Origin of the sequence: Emticicia sp. 17c, assembly GCF_037153985.1 — a bacterium.
Classification (GTDB): domain Bacteria; phylum Bacteroidota; class Bacteroidia; order Cytophagales; family Spirosomataceae; genus Emticicia.
In genome coordinates this window covers 127420-145828 of sequence record NZ_JBBAYI010000005.1, presented here as the reverse complement: position 1 = coordinate 145828, position 18409 = coordinate 127420, and the positions used below count along the sequence as shown (strand labels likewise).

Annotated in this window: 16 protein-coding genes; 8 read left to right on the top strand and 8 right to left on the bottom strand. The window is 41.9% G+C overall.

Annotated features, from left to right (window positions below; all coding sequences use genetic code 11):
* Positions 1-106: 106 nt before the first annotated feature.
* Entirely contained in the window at positions 107-4762 is a 4656-nt protein-coding gene (locus tag WAA15_RS12040) for an RICIN domain-containing protein (protein WP_337043008.1), read from the bottom strand.
* A 1194-nt stretch (positions 4763-5956) separates the two neighbouring features.
* On the opposite strand from WAA15_RS12040, the gene eat reads away from it, so the two are divergent.
* On the top strand, positions 5957-7276 hold the full coding sequence (gene eat / locus WAA15_RS12035; protein WP_337043007.1) for an ethanolamine permease: 1320 nt from the start codon (positions 5957-5959) through the stop codon (positions 7274-7276).
* Between the two features lie 22 nt (positions 7277-7298).
* On the opposite strand, the gene WAA15_RS12030 is transcribed toward eat, so the two are convergent.
* The 4 genes from WAA15_RS12030 to WAA15_RS12015 all read right to left on the bottom strand — a co-directional run bounded on the left by WAA15_RS12030 (position 7299) and on the right by WAA15_RS12015 (position 9633).
* Positions 7299-7499 carry a hypothetical protein gene (locus WAA15_RS12030; RefSeq protein WP_337043006.1) on the bottom strand — a complete coding sequence of 67 codons (201 nt, stop codon included), beginning with the start codon at positions 7497-7499 and terminating at the stop codon, positions 7299-7301.
* A gap of 4 nt (positions 7500-7503) precedes the next feature.
* The gene (locus WAA15_RS12025) at positions 7504-7866 is read right to left on the bottom strand and encodes a hypothetical protein (RefSeq protein ID WP_337043005.1); all 363 of its coding nucleotides are present in this window, start codon (positions 7864-7866) and stop codon (positions 7504-7506) included.
* Positions 7867-7877: 11 nt separating this feature from the next.
* Positions 7878-8078 carry a hypothetical protein gene (locus tag WAA15_RS12020; RefSeq protein WP_337043004.1) on the bottom strand — a complete coding sequence of 67 codons (201 nt, stop codon included), beginning with the start codon at positions 8076-8078 and terminating at the stop codon, positions 7878-7880.
* 445 nt (positions 8079-8523) lie between these two features.
* The gene (locus tag WAA15_RS12015; protein WP_337043003.1) at positions 8524-9633 is read right to left on the bottom strand and encodes an acyltransferase family protein; all 1110 of its coding nucleotides are present in this window, start codon (positions 9631-9633) and stop codon (positions 8524-8526) included.
* Positions 9634-9846: 213 nt separating this feature from the next.
* Between WAA15_RS12015 and WAA15_RS12010 the strand changes: the two genes are divergently transcribed.
* The gene (locus WAA15_RS12010) at positions 9847-10368 is read left to right on the top strand and encodes a GNAT family N-acetyltransferase (RefSeq protein ID WP_337043002.1); all 522 of its coding nucleotides are present in this window, start codon (positions 9847-9849) and stop codon (positions 10366-10368) included.
* Positions 10369-10428: 60 nt separating this feature from the next.
* Here WAA15_RS12010 and WAA15_RS12005 read toward each other — a convergent pair whose 3' ends face one another.
* Positions 10429-11781: a methyltransferase RsmF C-terminal domain-like protein gene (locus WAA15_RS12005; protein ID WP_337043001.1), complete on the bottom strand. Its 1353-nt coding sequence runs from the start codon at positions 11779-11781 to the stop codon at positions 10429-10431.
* A gap of 144 nt (positions 11782-11925) precedes the next feature.
* Between WAA15_RS12005 and WAA15_RS12000 the strand changes: the two genes are divergently transcribed.
* Positions 11926-12615 carry a porin family protein gene (locus WAA15_RS12000; RefSeq protein ID WP_337043000.1) on the top strand — a complete coding sequence of 230 codons (690 nt, stop codon included), beginning with the start codon at positions 11926-11928 and terminating at the stop codon, positions 12613-12615.
* Positions 12616-12686: 71 nt separating this feature from the next.
* Here the strand turns inward: WAA15_RS12000 and tsf are convergent, their stop codons facing one another.
* Together tsf and WAA15_RS11990 are read right to left on the bottom strand one after the other, a co-directional pair.
* Positions 12687-13517 carry a translation elongation factor Ts gene (gene tsf, locus WAA15_RS11995; RefSeq protein WP_337042999.1) on the bottom strand — a complete coding sequence of 277 codons (831 nt, stop codon included), beginning with the start codon at positions 13515-13517 and terminating at the stop codon, positions 12687-12689.
* 241 nt (positions 13518-13758) lie between these two features.
* On the bottom strand, positions 13759-14424 hold the full coding sequence (locus WAA15_RS11990) for a DUF4190 domain-containing protein (protein WP_337042998.1): 666 nt from the start codon (positions 14422-14424) through the stop codon (positions 13759-13761).
* A 475-nt stretch (positions 14425-14899) separates the two neighbouring features.
* Between WAA15_RS11990 and WAA15_RS11985 the strand changes: the two genes are divergently transcribed.
* From WAA15_RS11985 to WAA15_RS11965, 5 genes are all read left to right on the top strand, one after another.
* A complete protein-coding gene (locus WAA15_RS11985) occupies positions 14900-15538 on the top strand; it encodes a hypothetical protein (RefSeq protein WP_337042996.1) in 639 nt (212 codons plus the stop codon).
* Positions 15539-15611: 73 nt separating this feature from the next.
* Positions 15612-16340, top strand: a complete 729-nt coding sequence (locus tag WAA15_RS11980) for a hypothetical protein (protein ID WP_337042995.1) — start codon at positions 15612-15614, stop codon at positions 16338-16340.
* Positions 16303-16659 carry a membrane protein insertion efficiency factor YidD gene (gene yidD, locus WAA15_RS11975; protein ID WP_337042994.1) on the top strand — a complete coding sequence of 119 codons (357 nt, stop codon included), beginning with the start codon at positions 16303-16305 and terminating at the stop codon, positions 16657-16659. The genes WAA15_RS11980 and yidD overlap by 38 nt, the downstream gene beginning before the upstream one ends.
* A 4-nt stretch (positions 16660-16663) precedes the next feature.
* Entirely contained in the window at positions 16664-17491 is an 828-nt protein-coding gene (locus WAA15_RS11970) for a tetratricopeptide repeat protein (protein ID WP_337042993.1), read from the top strand.
* Between the two features lie 30 nt (positions 17492-17521).
* On the top strand, positions 17522-18361 hold the full coding sequence (locus WAA15_RS11965; RefSeq protein WP_337042992.1) for a tetratricopeptide repeat protein: 840 nt from the start codon (positions 17522-17524) through the stop codon (positions 18359-18361).
* The last annotated feature ends 48 nt before the right edge of the window (positions 18362-18409 follow it).

Below are 18409 nucleotides of genomic sequence, written 5' to 3'. Positions count from 1 at the left end.
CAACTATTTATAACGCTAGGCTGGGTGTGCGGCTTTGTTGTGGCACAAACAAAAAGCCCTCCAGTGTATTTGCATACCATGGAGGGCCGAAAAAACAACAAGCCTTTTACCTTTCAATCACAAATTTCTTGCTGTCTTGCTTGCTACCAAAAACGCCTTTTAGCACATAAATGCCGTTTTTAAAATCATGCAACTTAAATATGTGCGTGTTAATACCCGCTTCGCCTTGTACATCATGCTTATCAAGCTGGATTCCCTGTACATTATAGAGTGTAAAAGAAACCCTTGAGGCAGACGGCAGATAGAATTTCACTTCAATCTGGTCGTGGGCCGGATTCGGATACAACACAAACTGATTCTCCTGTAACTCTGACGATACCGGCGTAACCATTTTCAACTCAAATCTCGGTTCATCGCTTACACTTACGTCATTCCGTGGCACATCGTTTCGGATACGCGCCCCGCCGCTACATAAACCAGAAGCCGTTAAGGTAAATACCTGTTGCTGGTCGCTTGGGCTGATAAGGTCATAGGTCGAAAGAATCGTGCCGGCACTGGTACTATAACCCGGCACCAGAATAGCCCTTTGTTTGCACAATGCTTTGTTAACAAACGTGTAGTTATTGGCACTTATTTGTATTACCTGCCATTTCTGGTAGTCGTTGTTTGTCCACGTTCTGAGCATAATTCTGTCACCGGTGGTGCTACAATCTTCGACTTCAAGCCCTAAAACCAGACTGGTATTGGCGGCATTCACAATTTTGTAATAACCCGGCTCAACCTCTGTAAACTGCCATGCCTGCGTATTGGTTCCGCTGGCACTCGCCTGCTGCACCAGATTGCCACTGGCAGGGGCCAGATACAGATTAGCCCCCGTAACAGTAGTTTTAATGGTATAACACCCTTCCTGAAACGAACAGTTGTTAATAGTAACTACCTCTGAGGCTATCGAAGCTGTGCTACACCCCGACACCGTACAAGTGGCCGAATAAGTGCCTGCTGTACCTACCACACGCGTGCTGCCAGTTTGCCCACCACTCCATGTCACAGTGCCGCTACATCCGCTGGCTGTTAGGGTAACCGTTGAGCCATTACATACCGTTGCCGAACTAGCTGTAACTGTTGGCGCAGCCGGAGGCGTACAACCCGAACACAACGACGTAGTAGTGAGCGTAAACACTTGTTGCTGGTCGCTTGGGCTGATAAGGTCATAGGTCGAAAGAATCGTACCGGCACTAGTACTATACCCCGGCACCAGAATAGCTCTTTGCTTACACGATGCCTTATTAACAAACGTATAATTATTGGCACTTACCAGAATAGCCTGCCATTTCTGATAATCGTTGCCTGTCCAGCTTCGGAGCATGATTCTGTCGCCCGAAGTACTGCAATCTTCAATTTCTAAGCCTAGCACCTGACTAGTATTGGCGGCATTTACAATTTTGTAATACCCGGGTTCAACCTCAATAAACTGCCATGCCTGTGTGTTGGTGCCGCTGGCGGTAGTTTGCTGAATCAGGCTAGCACTGGCAGGGGCCAGATACAAGTTAGTGCCTGTAATGGTAGTTTTAATGGTATAACAACCCGGCAAAAGTTTGCAGCTATTGCTAATAGTTACCACATTTGAGGCTACCGACGGCGTAACACAACCCGAAATAGTACAAGTGGCCGAGTATGTTCCTGTGGCACTTACTACTCGTGTGCTACCTGTCTGGCCTGTACTCCATGTCACGGTGCCGCTACATCCGGTGGCGGTAAGGGTTGCAGTTGTACTCGTTGACGTACAGATTGTTGACGAACTAGCCGTAACTGTTGGCGCAGCCGGAGGCGTACACGCAGGGCAAAGCGACGAAGCCGCCAAAGTAAACACCTGTTGGGCATCGCTCGGCGAAATCAGGTCATAAGTACTAATAATGGTTCCTGCGGCTGTACTATAATCTGGCACCAGAATAGCCCTGTTTTTGCATGAAGCCTTGTTTACAAAACTATAATTGCTACCCACCAATATGCGTTGCCATTTCTGATAGTCGTTGTTTGTCCAGCTTCGTAGTTTTATTCTGTCGCCCGAAGTAATACAATCTTCAATTTCCAGACCCAGCACAAGGGTAGTATCGGCCGAATTGACAATTTTGAAATACCCCGTTTCAACTTCTATAAAATGCCATGCCTGCTTGTTTGTACCTGTTGGCGCAGCCTGTTGAATCAGGTTGGTTGATGTTGGCTCCAGATACAGGTTAGTACCCGCAATAGTTGTTTTAATTGTATAACAACCCGTAGGAGGTACAGGGCATGAATTTGTAATAGTAATTACGTTAGAAGCCGCAGAAGCCGTACCACAGCCCGATACCGTACAAGTGGCCGAGTAAGTACCTGTGGCACTTACCACACGTGTGCTGCCTGTCTGGCCGCCATTCCATGTAACAGTGCCGCTGCACCCGCTGGCAGTTAAGGTAGAACTTGTGCCGTTGGTTGTACAAATGGTTGACGAACTAGCCGTAACCGTTGGCGCAGCCGGAGGTACACAAGGGCAAAGGCTCGAGAACGACAGCGTGAAAACCTGTTGCGCATCACTCGGCGAAATTAACTCGTAAGTCGATAAAATAGTGCCGGCAGTGGTGCTGTTGCCGGGTACCAGAATAGCCCTGCTTTTACAGATAGCTTTATTCAGGAAAGTCCAGTTATTACCACTTACATGAATTATCTGCCATTTCTGATAATCGTTATTTGCCCATGCTTTAAGCACAGGTTTATCGCCCAGCGTTGTACAATCTTCTACATCAAGCCCCAATACTAGAGTTGGGTTAGCGGCATTCACAATTTTGTAATACCCGGGTTCAACCGTGGTTATTCTCCATGCCTGTGTATTGGTTCCGCTCGGAGCTGCCTGCTGTATCTGATTCCCCGATGCAGGGGCCACATACAAGTTAGTTCCTGCAATAGTTGTTTTAATCGTATAACAACTATCTGGCAATACTGTTGTGGTGCTTGCATTCTGATACACATTGATATAACGTGTAAAGCCGTCGCCGCTTACCGTTACCTTGCCTTTTCTTGTTACTCCGGTGCTATTGGCCTGTAAGGTAACGTTAATATCGGTCGTAGAACTTCCCGACGTTGTGTTGAAACTCAACCATGAGTCGGCCGTTGAGACACTCCATGAAGAAATATTACTTGCATAGATTTTAAATGTTTGTGTAGAAGATGAATTCCCCACGAGTAAATCCTGCTTAGACACGCTCAAACATTTATTGCCGTTGCTCAGGGTAACATTTACACGGGTATTGCCACTGTTATTTGCCCCCATCCAGTTGCTGATAACGGTGCCGTAATTGCTTATCAAATCCTGTACCGATACGCATTGGCTGGTGCTGGCTGTAATGTATACAGGCGTGTAGGTTCTTAAACCACTGGCTACGAGCTTCGATGCGGCATATTCTTTATCCTGAAGACTATTCTGGTTAAGCTGATGCCACGATGGCACAATAATATCAACCCATTTACAGCCATTATTAATAGCCGACTTACCTGCATTGAGCATGGCCTCTGTAATATTGGCGGTTTCCTGCGGCACCGAACTCTGTGTAACTACATCGTGCGGATTTATTTCGGTATAAATAGGCTTGTTTGTGTTGGTTCTGACCAAATCGGAGGCAATCAGCGGAGAGGTGGAATCCCATTGGAAATCCGAGAATTGTGTTTTCAGGCCGTCTACGTCGTCCGAAATGCTTTTCAGGTCATAGGCAATTCTTAGCAAAGCATACTCGTCTACATTGCTGCCATATTCCTGCACATACTTAATATTGCTGTTGATACCCTGTATCTCCGACTTGATGGCTGAGGCAAAACTCTTGATGAGCGACTGCTGGAAATCGTACCAGTCTTTCCCCCTGTTAACATTAGCCGTAAATACCTGTCTTGAAGTATTAATATCTACATATATCCTGTTGGCTTCCGACACACTCAATTTCGGCGGTTGCACATCGTTAAAAGACCCATAGCCGTTGGCATCAGACCCCCACGCGGTTTTCAGCGAGTTAATGTTGTTGCCATATTTGCTTGACAGCCACGTACGGAACGCATCAACAGCATAACTGGAATAATCGTACACGGCACTATACTCTTTAAAAGTTGCCCCTGCACCTGTTTTATCATGGTTTTCGTAATTGTAGCCAAACTCCCATTGAGCCGTAGTAGTAACCGAAGTCCAGACAATGGCATCCGAATGTAAATTATTAAAATGGCTAACCACTTTATTCACAAACAGTTTAAGCCTATCTACACCGTTGCTATATGCCAACGACACTATCCCGAAACTTTGTCCGTTAGGGTTTATTAGTGCCGGTTTATCCCATTGGTCTTTAGCCAGATACTGATAACTGCTTCCGCCAAAAAAAGCGTCAACATTTTCTCTAAGCACCGTTACATTTATACTCAGGGCTACTTTCATCCCTTTTGAATAGGCATAATTAAAAACTTCATCATACTGCCCCCATTTGGTGGTATTTCCGGTACCACTTGTAAGCTCGATATAAGAACTATAAAGGTCCGAAAGGCTAATTCTGAAATGCACAGCCGTTACGCCATTGTTAGCCATTTCATCTATTTGTGTTTTGATATTAGTGGGGTTATCGAAACCCCATTCGGGTAGTTGCACAGCCAGCACGTGGTCTTGCGCCCTAGCCGCCAAAGAAATACATAAAAGCACCAGAACCTGATACAGCCATTGCCGATAGGGCCGTAATAACAAATGTATGTTTTGCATAAAATTAAAATAAAAAAGTTGGTAGTTAATTTGGTTTGCCACAATTACTGGCATAGTATGCCCCTATTTGTATGAGCCATACAAACCAGCCAAAGACATAAAAACTAATGAAGTACACAGCAAACAGGCAATATAATTCATACCGATGTACCATATACGCATAGCATATATACTCGGGTTATTAAAATAATAATATGTACTATCATTATTTAGTCACAAGCCAATCAGTCAATCAGGGTTTAAACCGATTGTTTCTTTTCATAAAGTTGTGTGTGGAGCTTCTCCAAGCCCGCAAGCCACATTGAAGTATGTTGATTTTTTTACATAGGCAGTGAAATTTAAACGTTAATCATTCATTTAACTAAGCTATCGGCAAAGTAAGCCCCTCCTCGTATGGTCTATACAAGGCCGATAAAAGCGGTAAAAGAACCTTTTTGCTAATGCAAACCTGCTCTAGCGAATCCGGTTAAGGCAGTTTGTTCTGGTGGTTAAATAAGAGAAAAACCTTTATTAAAACCCATAGAGACGAACCCACAGACAAAGTTTTTCGTGTCAGTATAAAAGCAAATATACTGGCATAATACAAATAAAAGGGCTGATAACTCCGTGTCAGCAATCAATCAGGAGTTCGGAGGCGTAGCAGATTTTTGTCATAGTTTTCATTAGAATAAAGTTGTTGACAAATTAAGCAAGCCCACAGTCAAAAGCGTTTCTATGGTTTTGGTAACGCATAGTTAATTTGGTAATACTAATCCGTTCCAGTATTAGTGTTAATAGTCATGGCAAATTTTTTCATTGTTCTCATTAGAATAAAGTTGTTAATATTCTACTCATCATAAACCCGCTGCACAAGGCAAGCAAACTAAAAAACAAACGGCACATAGGCCAATCACTTAGTTATTGTTATACGCTATCGATAGAAGGAATTTCTGAAAGAAACTTTATTAAAAAAGGGATGGCAATCTTAAGACTATACCAGCGAAAGGATTTAGTTGCGTGTTTATAGATATAAAATTGTCTTGTACAAAGCTAAAGAGTCTGTTTTAGTTTTCCTACCATTTCCGAAAAAAAAGTTTTTTGCTCTTACGAGTAGTTCAATTACCTGTAAATAAGGTATTAAGGGCATAGCACCCTCCTGAAAATATATCGTGTCGGCGGCATTTTATATATTGAAAGTATTTTATAAATTTACACATGACACAATCATCCGAAGAAAAATTACAGAAAAGCCTCACCCCTACACTCTTATGGGGCTTAGGCGTAGGCTACGTTATTTCAGGCATGTATTTTGGCTGGAATTTAGGGCTTGAGCAAGGTGGCACTTTAGGCATGGCCATTGCCACGTTTGTTGTGATTATTTTATACATCTGCTTCTCGCTGAGTTATGCCGAGCTAGCCTGTGCCATTCCTAAAGCCGGTGGTGCTTTCGACTATGCCAACAGGGCCTTAGGTAAAAAATGGGGGTTTCTGGCAGGTATGGCCCAAAATATTGAATTTTTGTTTGCTCCGCCCGCCATTGCCGTAGGTATTGGCTCTTATTTCAATGTAATTTTTCCGCAGTTTTCGGTTATCAGCATCGCTATTGGGGCTTATCTGGTATTTACGCTTCTCAATGTGCTGGGTACACAACTGGCCTCTGCCTTCGAGTTAATTATTACCATACTGGCCGTGTTGGGTCTGATTATATTCTGGGTAATTGTACTGCCTGATTTTCAGTTTAAAAACCTCACTATCAATACGCTGCCTAAAGGTCTGGCAGGTAGTTTTGCGGCCTTGCCGTTTGCTATCTGGTTCTTTTTGGGTATCGAAGGGCTTGCCAATGTTGCCGAGGAATCGTTACACCCGCAAAAGGATATTACGTGGGGCTTTGGTTCGGCTATGGCTACGTTGGTAGTGCTTTGCCTCATTACGTTTATTGCTGCCGTTGGTGTGAACGGCTGGGAAACCATCGTTTATAAAGCCGACGGCTCCACGTCTGACTCGCCCCTACCAATGGCTATGCTCAAAGTTATTAACCAGCAAAGTACCATCTATCAGGTCATTGTGGGTATTGGTACCTGCGGGCTGATAGCCTCGTTTCATGGCTTGGTGCTAGCCGCCGGAAGGTCAACTTTTGAGTTCGGGCGTGTGGGCAATGCTCCCCGCTTTCTGGGGCGCGTACATAACCGCTTTAAAACACCCGCCAATGCGCTCGTGGTAAATATGGTACTGGGTATTATTGCACTATTAACCAACTCCACGGCGAGCATTATTGTGTTGTCGGCCTTTGGCGCACTAACCATGTATATTTTCTCGATAGTATCGTTGTTTGTGTTGCGCCAGCAAGAGCCAGACCTTAAACGCCCTTTCAGTGTACCGCTATATCCGGTATCGCCAATGCTGGCGTTAATTATTGCCTGCATTGCCTTACTGGCTATGATTATCTATAACCCTATGCTGGCACTCATATTCTTTGCCATTCTGATAGGCAGTTTTGTTTTGTCGGAGTTAATCAACAAAATAAAAGGGGCGTAGCAACTCTTTTGCGCAGGAGGTTTTATTTTTTCAGCACAAGGGTTATAGCAATAAAGCCATCGGCGGTGGGCTGTGACTGTTGCATCTGAACAATTTCGTAGCCTTCTTCCAAAAAATTTTTCAATTTCCGGTTGTAAGGCGAATTGTAATCTCCGTTATAGGCAAAGGCCTCGTTGGATATTTCGCTCACCTTAACCGAAAAAGTGAATATTGCTGAGGGCATAGTTTCAGGTATGATTAGTTGTTGTTAATTTTTTTAATTCGTCAATTTCTCTCTTATACGTTAGAAGCATATTTTCCAGATTCCTGATTCGGTCTTCGTGCTGGGTTGTTCTATCATACATTTTTATGCCTTCGCCAATAATTGTCAACGGAATTGAAACCGCACACCACAAAGCACTTGCCCATATAATTTGTTCGTACCAGATGCCTTTCTTCTGGGCTTCATAAGCCAGATAACCTATGCCCAATAACAGCCCAACCATCAGTATATACAAAATTACTTTTGTACCATGATAGACGATTGCCCATATTAAGGCAGAACAAACAAGAATACCTATTGAGTAAAGTATCGTTTTCAGGATTTCCATGATATAATGGCTTAGGTGTATTCGAGGGTTATGGTAATAGTTACGGCTCCGTCAGCATCTGGGTTACTGGTGCTGATATGGCTAACTTTAGCACGGCCAAGTGTTGTTGTTAGGTCAAGCCAGCCATAATTATCATCTACCTTACAATTATGCCAGCACATAACTTTTGCATCATGTTTATCCGCACTATAAATGAGAATTGCTGAAACCATCACGCTAGTTTTTAAGGTGTTGAATCAATCCTGAAAGACTAAAAGGTTCTGCTTTTACAATAGCACTACAAAGCCTTAGGTGTTTGGCCAGCCGAAGCGAAAGAATTAGTCACATCCAAAGATTAAGAAAAAAATTAATAATCTGAAAGAAAAGGGCAAATTGTTATTTATCGGCTCTTTTAGCGGGCAAAAAAGAAACTCGTTCGGCATTTTGCGACCGAACGAGTTTTCAGCAATGTTTATTTTCAAAATCAATTATACATTTTACCAGAATGGCAAAGGGTTTTAGCTACTATAAATCTTCAATTTTGGTAGCACTAAACCTATCTCCACTAGGGCGGCCTATACATTCGTATTCCTGAGGCTTATTTTGCTCATAAGCAAGCCCTTTAACTAGCCTCAAACGTATACATTTGAGGTGCATTCGCCTCCGCATTGGCTATTTCTATACTCGTAAGAAAACCTTTTTATTGTACATAAACCACAAGAAAACCCATTTAACAGCTATTACGCCAGCAGCCAGAACCACCCCCTGATAATTTTCGCCGGCAATATCGGCCAGCCATTGGAAGAAGCCCTTAGAGGTATAATACCAGTTAATAAATTTACCCGACATATAAATAAGAATGGAGTTCGTGCCAATAATCATAAAGAAAAATGCCCAGCGGCGGTAGCCCAGCACATCAATCACATAATAGAAAATAGCTAGTAATAACAGGCTGCATCCGCCTACATAAAGCACAAAAGAGCTTGTCCAGAGGTTTTTGTTAATCGGAAAAAACAAATCCCAGAAACCACCCACTATCAAACAGATTATACCTGCCAAAGCTAACGAAGGGGCTTTACGCATTTGGGGCATAGGGTTATTTTTCAGGAAATTACCAGCAAATATCCCCAGCAAGCCCGTTCCGATGGCCGGAATAGCCGACACCAACCCTTCGGGGTCGTGTATGCCTCGGTGTAAATGCCCGGGTAGAATGGTTCTGTCGAGCCACGAAGCAAAGTTTCCTTCCATACTCAAATCGCCTGCCGGAAAACCCGGTGCAGAAGTAAATTTCAGCAATAACCAGTAGCCGAGTAGCAACCCTACAAACCATACGTACTGAAAACGCTGGCTGGCATATAAATAAATAATACAGGCAAACATATACGCAATACCTATGCGGCCTAAAACACTCGGAAAACGAACTTCGGCCAAAGGCTTAATATGCAGGCCATTGTTGTAGATTATCCCTAACAAAACCAGAATTACCCCCCGTTTGATGATTCGCATCAGTAATTTTGATTTCTCCTGCCCTTTCTCTAAATCTCTGCCAACCGAATAAGGCGTTGAAACCCCCGACATAAACAAGAATAGCGGAAAGATGAGGTCATAAAAACGAAAGCCGTTCCACCCCACGTGCGACAATTGAGTGGCTATCCAGATAGCCGCCGGATGGTGCGTAGCTTCCATTAATTCATGAAAAAAATCTTCTGCACCCATAATCCAGAACATATCAAAACCACGTAGTGCATCAAGCGAATAAAGTCTTTGTGAAGGGCTGGTTTCACTCATTTTTTTAGGGCTTAGGTTTAAAACTTAAATGTAAACATTTTATCCAATTCTTATTACATTAAAACCCATATTTTTGACTACTCTCAGGCTCGCTTATTTTGCTGATAAATAATTACCCATGAGGAACTTAAAGGGGCTTTACTGGCCCTTTGCCCGTCTGATAAATTGTACAATACCGTATTTTGAGTTTTATTTGCAAAAAACATTCGACTGATGCTCATCCGATTTGCTACACTGCCCGATGCCCCTGCTTTAAGAGCTTTAGCAGAAACCACTTTCCGTGATACCTATACGGAATTTAATACGCCCGAAAACATGGAGAAACACGTGGCAAAAAACTTTTCGCTGGCACAGATTCAGGCAGAACTACAACTGCCTGACAACCAGTATGTACTAGTTGAGCAAGACAATGCGCTCATAGCCTTTGCCAAAATGGTTAAAAACCATTCGACACAGGGGCTTACAGAAGAACGGGTATTGGAAATAGAAAGAATTTACGTAGCTAAAGCCTTTCATGGGCAGCAGATAGGCCGGAAACTCATCGATTTCTGCACCAATTGGGCCATAGAACAGCATTTTGAGGTAATATGGCTAGGCGTTTGGGAAAACAACCCGAAAGCCATGAAGTTTTATGAAAAAATGGGTTATACCCGTTTTGGCGAACACACCTTTGTGCTGGGCGAAGAAGTACAAACCGACTACCTAATGAAAAAGTATATTGGGGTTAACTCATAAAAAAATCCCCTGACCAGTAGGCAACTACCAGTCAGGGGGAACCTGTAAAGCTGTTATGTATCACTCAGGTATTTCCATTCTGATACGCCATTCTTTTGGCAGATAGTTATTGATTCTGTCGCCGATTACCTTCATAAAGCCCAGATTCAGCCCTTCATAACGTGCCAGTAGCCAGCCTTTGGGTTGGTCTGCAAGGCTTACAGTCAGGTTTTCTTTTTTCAGAAAACGCAAGGCATCCTCTTTCGACAACTCAACAGCGGGCAAGTCCGTAGCAATAGCTGTACTTAGTGCCAGCCCGTGGCTCGGAATAAAATCGTTACCCTTAAACTGCCCTATTTCCAGCCCTGACGAACGTTTTTGCAAAGCCCTGAAAACCGTTGCATAATGGTGTGTTAAACCTGCCGGAATAGCCACTATCTGGCCGTCTGGTTTTTCGTAATACTCAAACCTTGCGGGTTCTTTCAGCCACTCTTTCAGGGTTTCAGCTTTTTTCTGTGGCAGGCGGTTCAGCTTTATTTTCCCTCTTGACTCCTGCTTTTCGCCTTTGGTTTTCCTGAAAACCGCCAGATAAAACCCCTCGCCTTTTGTTTTATGCGGAAAAAACTGATACCCGTATTTGCGTTCAGTTACGCCCCATTCGGCAGGTATATTTAGTTTGATAGGCTCAAAGTCGGCCACCTGCGTAAGCCACTGGGCATTGGCCTCATTCTCTTTCTCGTTATAGGTACAGGTCGAATAACACAGAATACCATTCTGTGCTACCAACATAGCGGCAGCTTGCAGAATACGCCTCTGGCGCGCACAGCACAGTTGCACGCTGTTTTCAGACCACTCGTTCATGGCCTGAGGGTCTTTTCTGAAAAGCCCTTCGCCCGAACAAGGCGCGTCCGTCAGGACAACATCGAAGAAACCTTCCAAATCGACCATTTCTTCGGGGTCATGGTTGCTCACAATGTAGTTCGGATACCCCCATTTTTCCAGATTTTCTTTCAGCACCCCTACTCGGCTTTTGATAACCTCGTTTGCTACCAGCAGGCTGTCTTGGTTCAGTAAAGATGCCAGCAGCGTGCTTTTTCCACCCGGAGCCGCACAAAGGTCCATTACTTTTAAAGGTTGCGTAGTATCGGCCACCTGTTTAATGGCCTCTGCCACAAACATCGACGATGCCTCCTGCACATAGTAAGCTCCGGCATGAAAGGCGGGGTCAAGCGTAAAAACAGGCCGTTCGGCCAGATAATAAGCCTGCGGATGCCACAAAACCGGCTCACCTGCGGCAAGGGGTGTTGCTAATGGTTTGCGGCTATTAAGCCTGATAGTAGTAGGAGCGGGCATTGATAAACTTTCGACAAAAGCCGGATACGCATCTCCCAGAATCTGCTGCATTTGCAGCGAAAAAGCCTCAGGTAAATTCATTAACGTTTCATTAACAACAATACTGCAACTTCATCCGTCAAAACGACATCTTGTTTACAGCATTGTTTTTTCAGATATAAGACTATCAGCCTATTGCAAGACCAATACCAATTTTTTTTACAAATTTAAAAACTGATTACTAAAATGAGAACCATTTTCAAAACACTTGCATTGCTACTTTTTACACATCTGACATTTGCGCAGCGTATACAGCTTGGGGCAAGAGGGGGCGCCAGTTGGTCGACCATGACCAAGTTTGACCTCATCGAAAACATTACCCCTACTTTCAGGCTGATGCCTTCAGGTACAGGGGCCATTTTTGCCGACTTTGCCATAACCGACAAGTTTTCGGTGCGGCCTGAGTTGGCTTATATACAAAAAGGCTTTTTAGTGAAAGAATCACTCTCGATGGGTGGAGCCGATTTCCTCGGAATCAATATTCCGGTGGGCGGAACGCTGGCCTTCAAAACCAATTATTATGAAATACCCGTACTAGCCAAATTCAAACTAGGCAACCCTAATGCCCCACATGCTTACCTGTTGGCAGGGCCAAGTGTGGGTTATATGGGCAATGCCAAAGCTGTTATCAAGGTATTGGGGATATTTCCGATAAGCCCATCTGTCAGCACCGATTTCTTCCATCGGTTCGAGTTCAGCGGTGTTGGCGGGCTAGGCGTTGATTTCCCTGTTGGCAATGGCAATATTTTTATCGAAGGGCGTTACCAGCATGGTTTCTCCAGAGTGCTAGACATCCCGATGATACAACTACCCGTTCGGAATCGTTCGCTAGGGGTTTCGGCGGGCTTTTCGTTCCCGATTGGCTACCGTGAATAATAAAAACGAAGCCCCTTTCTGCTGAAAGGGGCTTATTTCACTTAAACAACTTATCAAAATCGTGCTACAAATTAGATTTGTACACGTTTGAATGCTGTAACTTTCAAACCTTTTTGTGTATTTTCAAGTAATTGAGCAATAGTTAAAGAGCTATCTTTCACGAATTCCTGATTCAACAAGGTGTTTTCTTTGTAGAATTTACCTAATTTACCCATCGCGATTTTCTCCAACATTGCTTCTGGTTTACCTTCCTGACGAGCCACTTCCATACCGATTTCGATTTCTTTCTGAACAACGGCTGGGTCAACATCGTCTTTATCTAAACCAACTGGTTTCATAGCGGCAATTTGCATCGCAATATCTTTACCTACTTCCGTTACATCTTTCCCTTGCGTGTTATCAAAAGCTACTAATACACCTAGTTTACCAGTTGAGTGGTTGTACGAAACCACTTGTGCTGCTTCCAGATTAGCATAATCAGTAATTACAAGTTTCTCACCGATTTTACCAATCAATTCTGTAATATTTTCTTCTACCGAGCGGCCATCTGCCAAAGTAATGCCAAGTAGTGTTTCTTTATCTTTTACGTTGTTTTGTACACCTGCTTTCAGGATTTCCTCAGCAAGAGTACGGAAAGCCTCAACTTTTGAAACTGGCTCAGTTTCGCAGGCAAGTGCCAAAATAGTAGCACTCTGACCATTTTCGCTTACATCTGTTAAAACAATTCCTTCTTTAGTTTCGTTGTCAGCACGTTTAGCTGCTACTTTCTGACCTGCTTTACGAAGAATTTCTACGGCTTTGTCGAAATCGCCTTCAGCTTCTGTCAAGGCTTTTTTGCAGTCCATCATACCAGCGCCTGTCATCTGACGGAGTTTATTTACATCTGCTGCTGTAATATTCATGTTTTTATATAATATAAAGAGTTTCTAAAAAAGATTTATCAACAAAAAATATTGATTTTTTATAAAAATTCGTATGGGTATTCCATTCGGGGTGCAAAATTACAATTTTTTTCGGTAAAAACAAAAGCTATTCCTATTCGTGCAGGAATTTATATTATGTTAATACACACCGCCCTAAAACAGGAAATCGCAGCTATCGTTCGATAACTGCGATTTCAACAGAGCATGGTGCTCATCTACCTCAGACGATAGCGGCAAAAAAGGCAGCTATAAAAATAACAACTATAAGCCCAAAGAGCACTAACAAAGCCCCAAGTATAATACCAGCAATAGCAAAACCTCTTTTATTGGTGCGACCTACACTTACCCCTCCAAACACCAATGCCAGAACACCCAACAAGATACCAGCAAGAGGCAATAAAAACAGAACAATTAGCCCCAGAATACCTGCAATTAACGATATTATAGCCAGTGTATCGGAATTACCTTTCGGATTCGCCGCGTTGGTTGCGTTTGCTTTTTTGGCTAGCTTCGACAATTTTCTAAGTTGCTTAACTGCTTGTACTTTTTGTTTGAACGTTAGTTTTTTCTTGGCTTCAACCTGAGGTGTAACTGTTTTGCTGTCCGATTTCTCAGTTTTTTCAGCAACTGCTACCGTTGTTACGGTTTCAGTTGTTATGGCTTCTGTGCTGCTAGCCGAAAAAGTTTCAGCAGGAGCCGAAGGCAATGCTATTTCTGTTTCGGTAGCCTGAATTTCTTTTGTGTCAGCAGCATTTACTGGGGCTTTTTTAACGTTGTGTGCGTATTGTGGTTGCGCACTGTTCTGGAAATAAGCATATTGCTTTTTCTGACAAGACATTAACGACAGCAAACAAACGCTTACTAAAGCAAGGAGAGAGTGTTTCATGATGCTATATTAGGTATAAAATTTTATGAAAATGCAAATTAAAACAATAGGGCATTATTAGCCAAAGCTGTTTTTTTTAATACATAAAATACCCTGCCTCTATATATGGGCATATCGCATACAAAACAAGCCAAGCGATCAAAAGTTTATTATTAAGCGTTATATTGTGTAAACGGTAGCATTAACAAACATCTATAAAAGTTCATCAGCGCGGCATCTTATTAAATAAATCCTATTTGCAGTTAACCCAATAAAAGTACTAACAAAAAACCTGCTGTTACCGAAAAATCTTCTCAAAAAGCTATCAAAGTATTTTATGTGGCTACCAACTTCTTGTTTATAGCTACCATTTTTTTTACCATTAAGTAAATTTTTAAGAAAAAATATCTTTGAAAAATCTCGTTTTTTTAAAATACCATAGTATATTGCGAACAGAAAAAAACTATCTTTTGACCATTTAAAACTCTTTAAGTAAATGAAAAGAAAACTATCTATTATCTTCGCAACAGCTATTTCTTTCTTTTTCGTAGCTTGTCAGAAAAAACAATATGCTTTTGTTCAAAAAGGCACTGTTGAAACTTACGCACAAGCACCAAAAGCTAAAGCTCAGGTTATTGCAGAAGTTACGCCAGCTGCAGTTGAAGCTACTCCTGTTGCTACTTCAGAAGAAGTGGTTGCTACAACACTTGCAAATCCGGCAGAATCTCTAACAGCATCAAACGATGTTACTACTCCTGCGCAGGTTCAAGCATTGAAATATGATGAAAAAAGCATCAACGCTGAGTTTGAAAAATTAAACAAACTTGAAGAGTATGTAAATGCTAACGAAAGCACTACAATTGAAGATGTACAAAATACTGAATTAACTAAAGATTTGAAACTTGACAGCAATGTAACTTCTACTGTTGCTGCTGGTGACCTTCCATTAAACATTCCTGCTTTCTGGTGGGGTTGTGTACTTGGCTTAGTTGGTGTATTGGTAGTATATATCGTAACTGACCAAGACAAAGACCAAACTAAAAAAGCACTTTATGGCTGTTTAGTATGGGTTGGTGTTTGGTTACTATGGTGGATTTTCGTAGTATTGATTGGCGGAGGCGCATTCTGGTTTTAATTAATATGAAATTCATAAAGGAAAGCCCAACCCCTTGTTGGGCTTTCTTTGTTTAAGATATATAGTGAAAATAATGAAAAAGATATTATTTCTGGTTTTTGTCTGCTCTTTTCAACTCACGTTTGCACAAGAATTTTTCCGTCTGAAAGCCGACGTTTCCATAAAAGATAAATTAGCCACAGGTGCTTACAGGCTCACGGTTGGTAAAGTTTATTACGACAAACCCTCTTTGACCCTGATTTATAAATTGCATTTTCCGCAACAGGAAACCATTATAATTAAAGACACCACACTGTATAGATTAAACAAAAATGACTCTCTGCTAGCTTCCCAAAGTGTAACTATCATGAACGAGTTCTCGATTTTTCATTTATCTTTATCAGGAAGATTAGCCGACTACGGTATAAATTCAGGAAAAATTAATGGTGTCTATAAAGTAGAAAAAGTAGAAAAAGAAGCCGACGGAAGAATTGTAACTACATGGAAAGTAGTAGAAAAACGCCTTGTAAAGATTCTTGGTAAAATAAAAATGGCTAATATTGACAAAAAATTAGATGCCATAGCGTTTTATGATGTGTCTGACAAACTACTTAGCCAGCAGTTTTTTAAAGATTATGTTAATATAAAAGGAGTGATTTTCCCTAGGCAGGTAACACAAATTTCTTATAATTCAGACGGTACACAAAATATACAGCAAACAACCTATAAAAACATTGCTATCGATGAAACAGGCGAAGATAACATATACAACCACCCTACTCCTGTTGTTGTTCTGCCTAAATCAGGCAATAGCCCAAAGTAAGGATGAAATAAACCTGCACAGGAACATCATACAACAGGCCCCTAAAAAAGTATACAAAGAGGCTAAAGGCAATAAAAATGAAGTGCAGTATCTGTTCTCAGGGCTTTTTCTGTTTTATAAGAGCTTTTTCTCGTCTCAGGATTTAACCGTCTGTACCTTTACCCCATCTTGCTCAGAATACGGCATTTTATCTGTTAAAAAGTATGGCGTTGTAATGGGTGGAATCAGAACAATGGATAGGCTCACCAGATGCAATGGCTTGAGTCCAACCAAATATGAGATTGACATGAAGGCCAAGTTATTGATTGATAAACCCTAATCTGATGAAAAAAAAACTATTATTCGTTTTCATATTATTCAAATTTATAAATTCTTCCGCACAAGACCTTTACAACTACGATAACTCCAGAAAATTTGCCGAATATCTTTCTAAAGCCGGCCAGTATGAGTTAGCAACCCGCGAGTATGAACGCCTGGTTTTTATGCGTCCGCAAAGTGATACCCTCAAAACATTGCTTTTATCAATGTATCGTCGGTCTGGAAAACTAGAAGAGGCTGTTTCCCGAACCAGACAACTGTATCCTGACTTTACGCTAATGCCCTCGTTACCGTCTATCGAATACAGCCGGACATTACTCTTAAAAACCGACTATAAAGCAGCCAAAGACCTTTGGGCCGTTAATACGCAGATGGCTCAGCCTGATAAAATTATTTTATCGGCTACTGCTGAAATATTACAAGACAACTACAAAACCGCCAAAGAAATTCTGGATGCCCTCAACTCCAACGACCATAAACTGGCACCTGACTATAAAGCACTGGCTAATCAGGCAATCAGTATCAAACGAAAAAGCCCTGCTTTAGCGGGCATTATGTCAACCATTATACCCGGTACAGGTCGTTTCTATACAAAAGACTGGAAAGATGGCGTAGTTTCAATGTTTTTTATAGGAACAATGGCTTTTCAGTCAATCAGAGGTTTTAGTAAGAGTGGGGTTAAAAGCACCCGCGGCTGGATATACGGCAGCGTGGGCCTAGGTTTTTATTTAGGTAATATACATGGGTCAGTTGTATCAGCCAAAGCCTATAACCGCAGAAGCCACCAAAGCATTAAAAATAAGATAGAAAATCTTTTTAATAGCTATTTCTAAAAAATCCACCCCCTCTCATTTGTTATTTGTATGCGCAAATTTCTAAAAATATTTTTTATATTATTTCCTCTGTTCGTAGAGGCGCAGGACCTCCAACAAACATTTGTTTTTGCCAATGAGCTTTTTGCAAAAAAAGACTATGAAGGAGCAGCCAACACCTACCGACGTGTAATTTTCTTTGATAAGGCTGAAGAATACCGCAAACTTTGCTATAAAAATATTGCTGACTGCCTCTATGAGATTCAGAGCTATGAAGAAGCTGCCGATTATTACGAACTGGCTTTTTATCAACAAAAAACAGATAGCTCAAAAGCTGAAATTCTGCTCAGGAAATTATCATGCTTTCTGATTCTGAATAACTTTGAGTATGCCGAAATCGAACTCGTAAATATCCCTGACAAGCTAAACACCGAACAGCAACGACGAAAAGTATTCTACTCGGCTATTCTTCATTTTTCAACAGAAAAATATGACGAAGCCAAAAAAGAATTTCTTTCTTTAACTGACCCCAATAACAAAGAAGCCCAACAGAAAATAGAGCAGCTTTTTGTTAAAAATGATAAAATCAACAAATTAAGCCCCAGAAAAGCCCGTATTTTAAGCATGATATTACCCGGACTAGGGCAATTTTATGCCGGTGACCTCAGAAATGGCTTTAACTCCTTTTTACTGACAGGTGGAATAGTTACATGGGGGATTCTGGCAGCCATTGAAAGCCCCGCTCCACTCGACATCTTTATTTCTATGGTGCCCTGGTTTCAACGATACTATATGGGTGGCTATAAAAAAGCCGAAGTAATTGCTGAAAATCAGAAAAAGAAACGCAGGTCTAAGGTTTATAACCAGATTCTTGATGAGGTTTCCAGATAAAAAATAGCTCCTATTTTCTCCAGTTCAAACAACGTTTTTTGCCGTTAA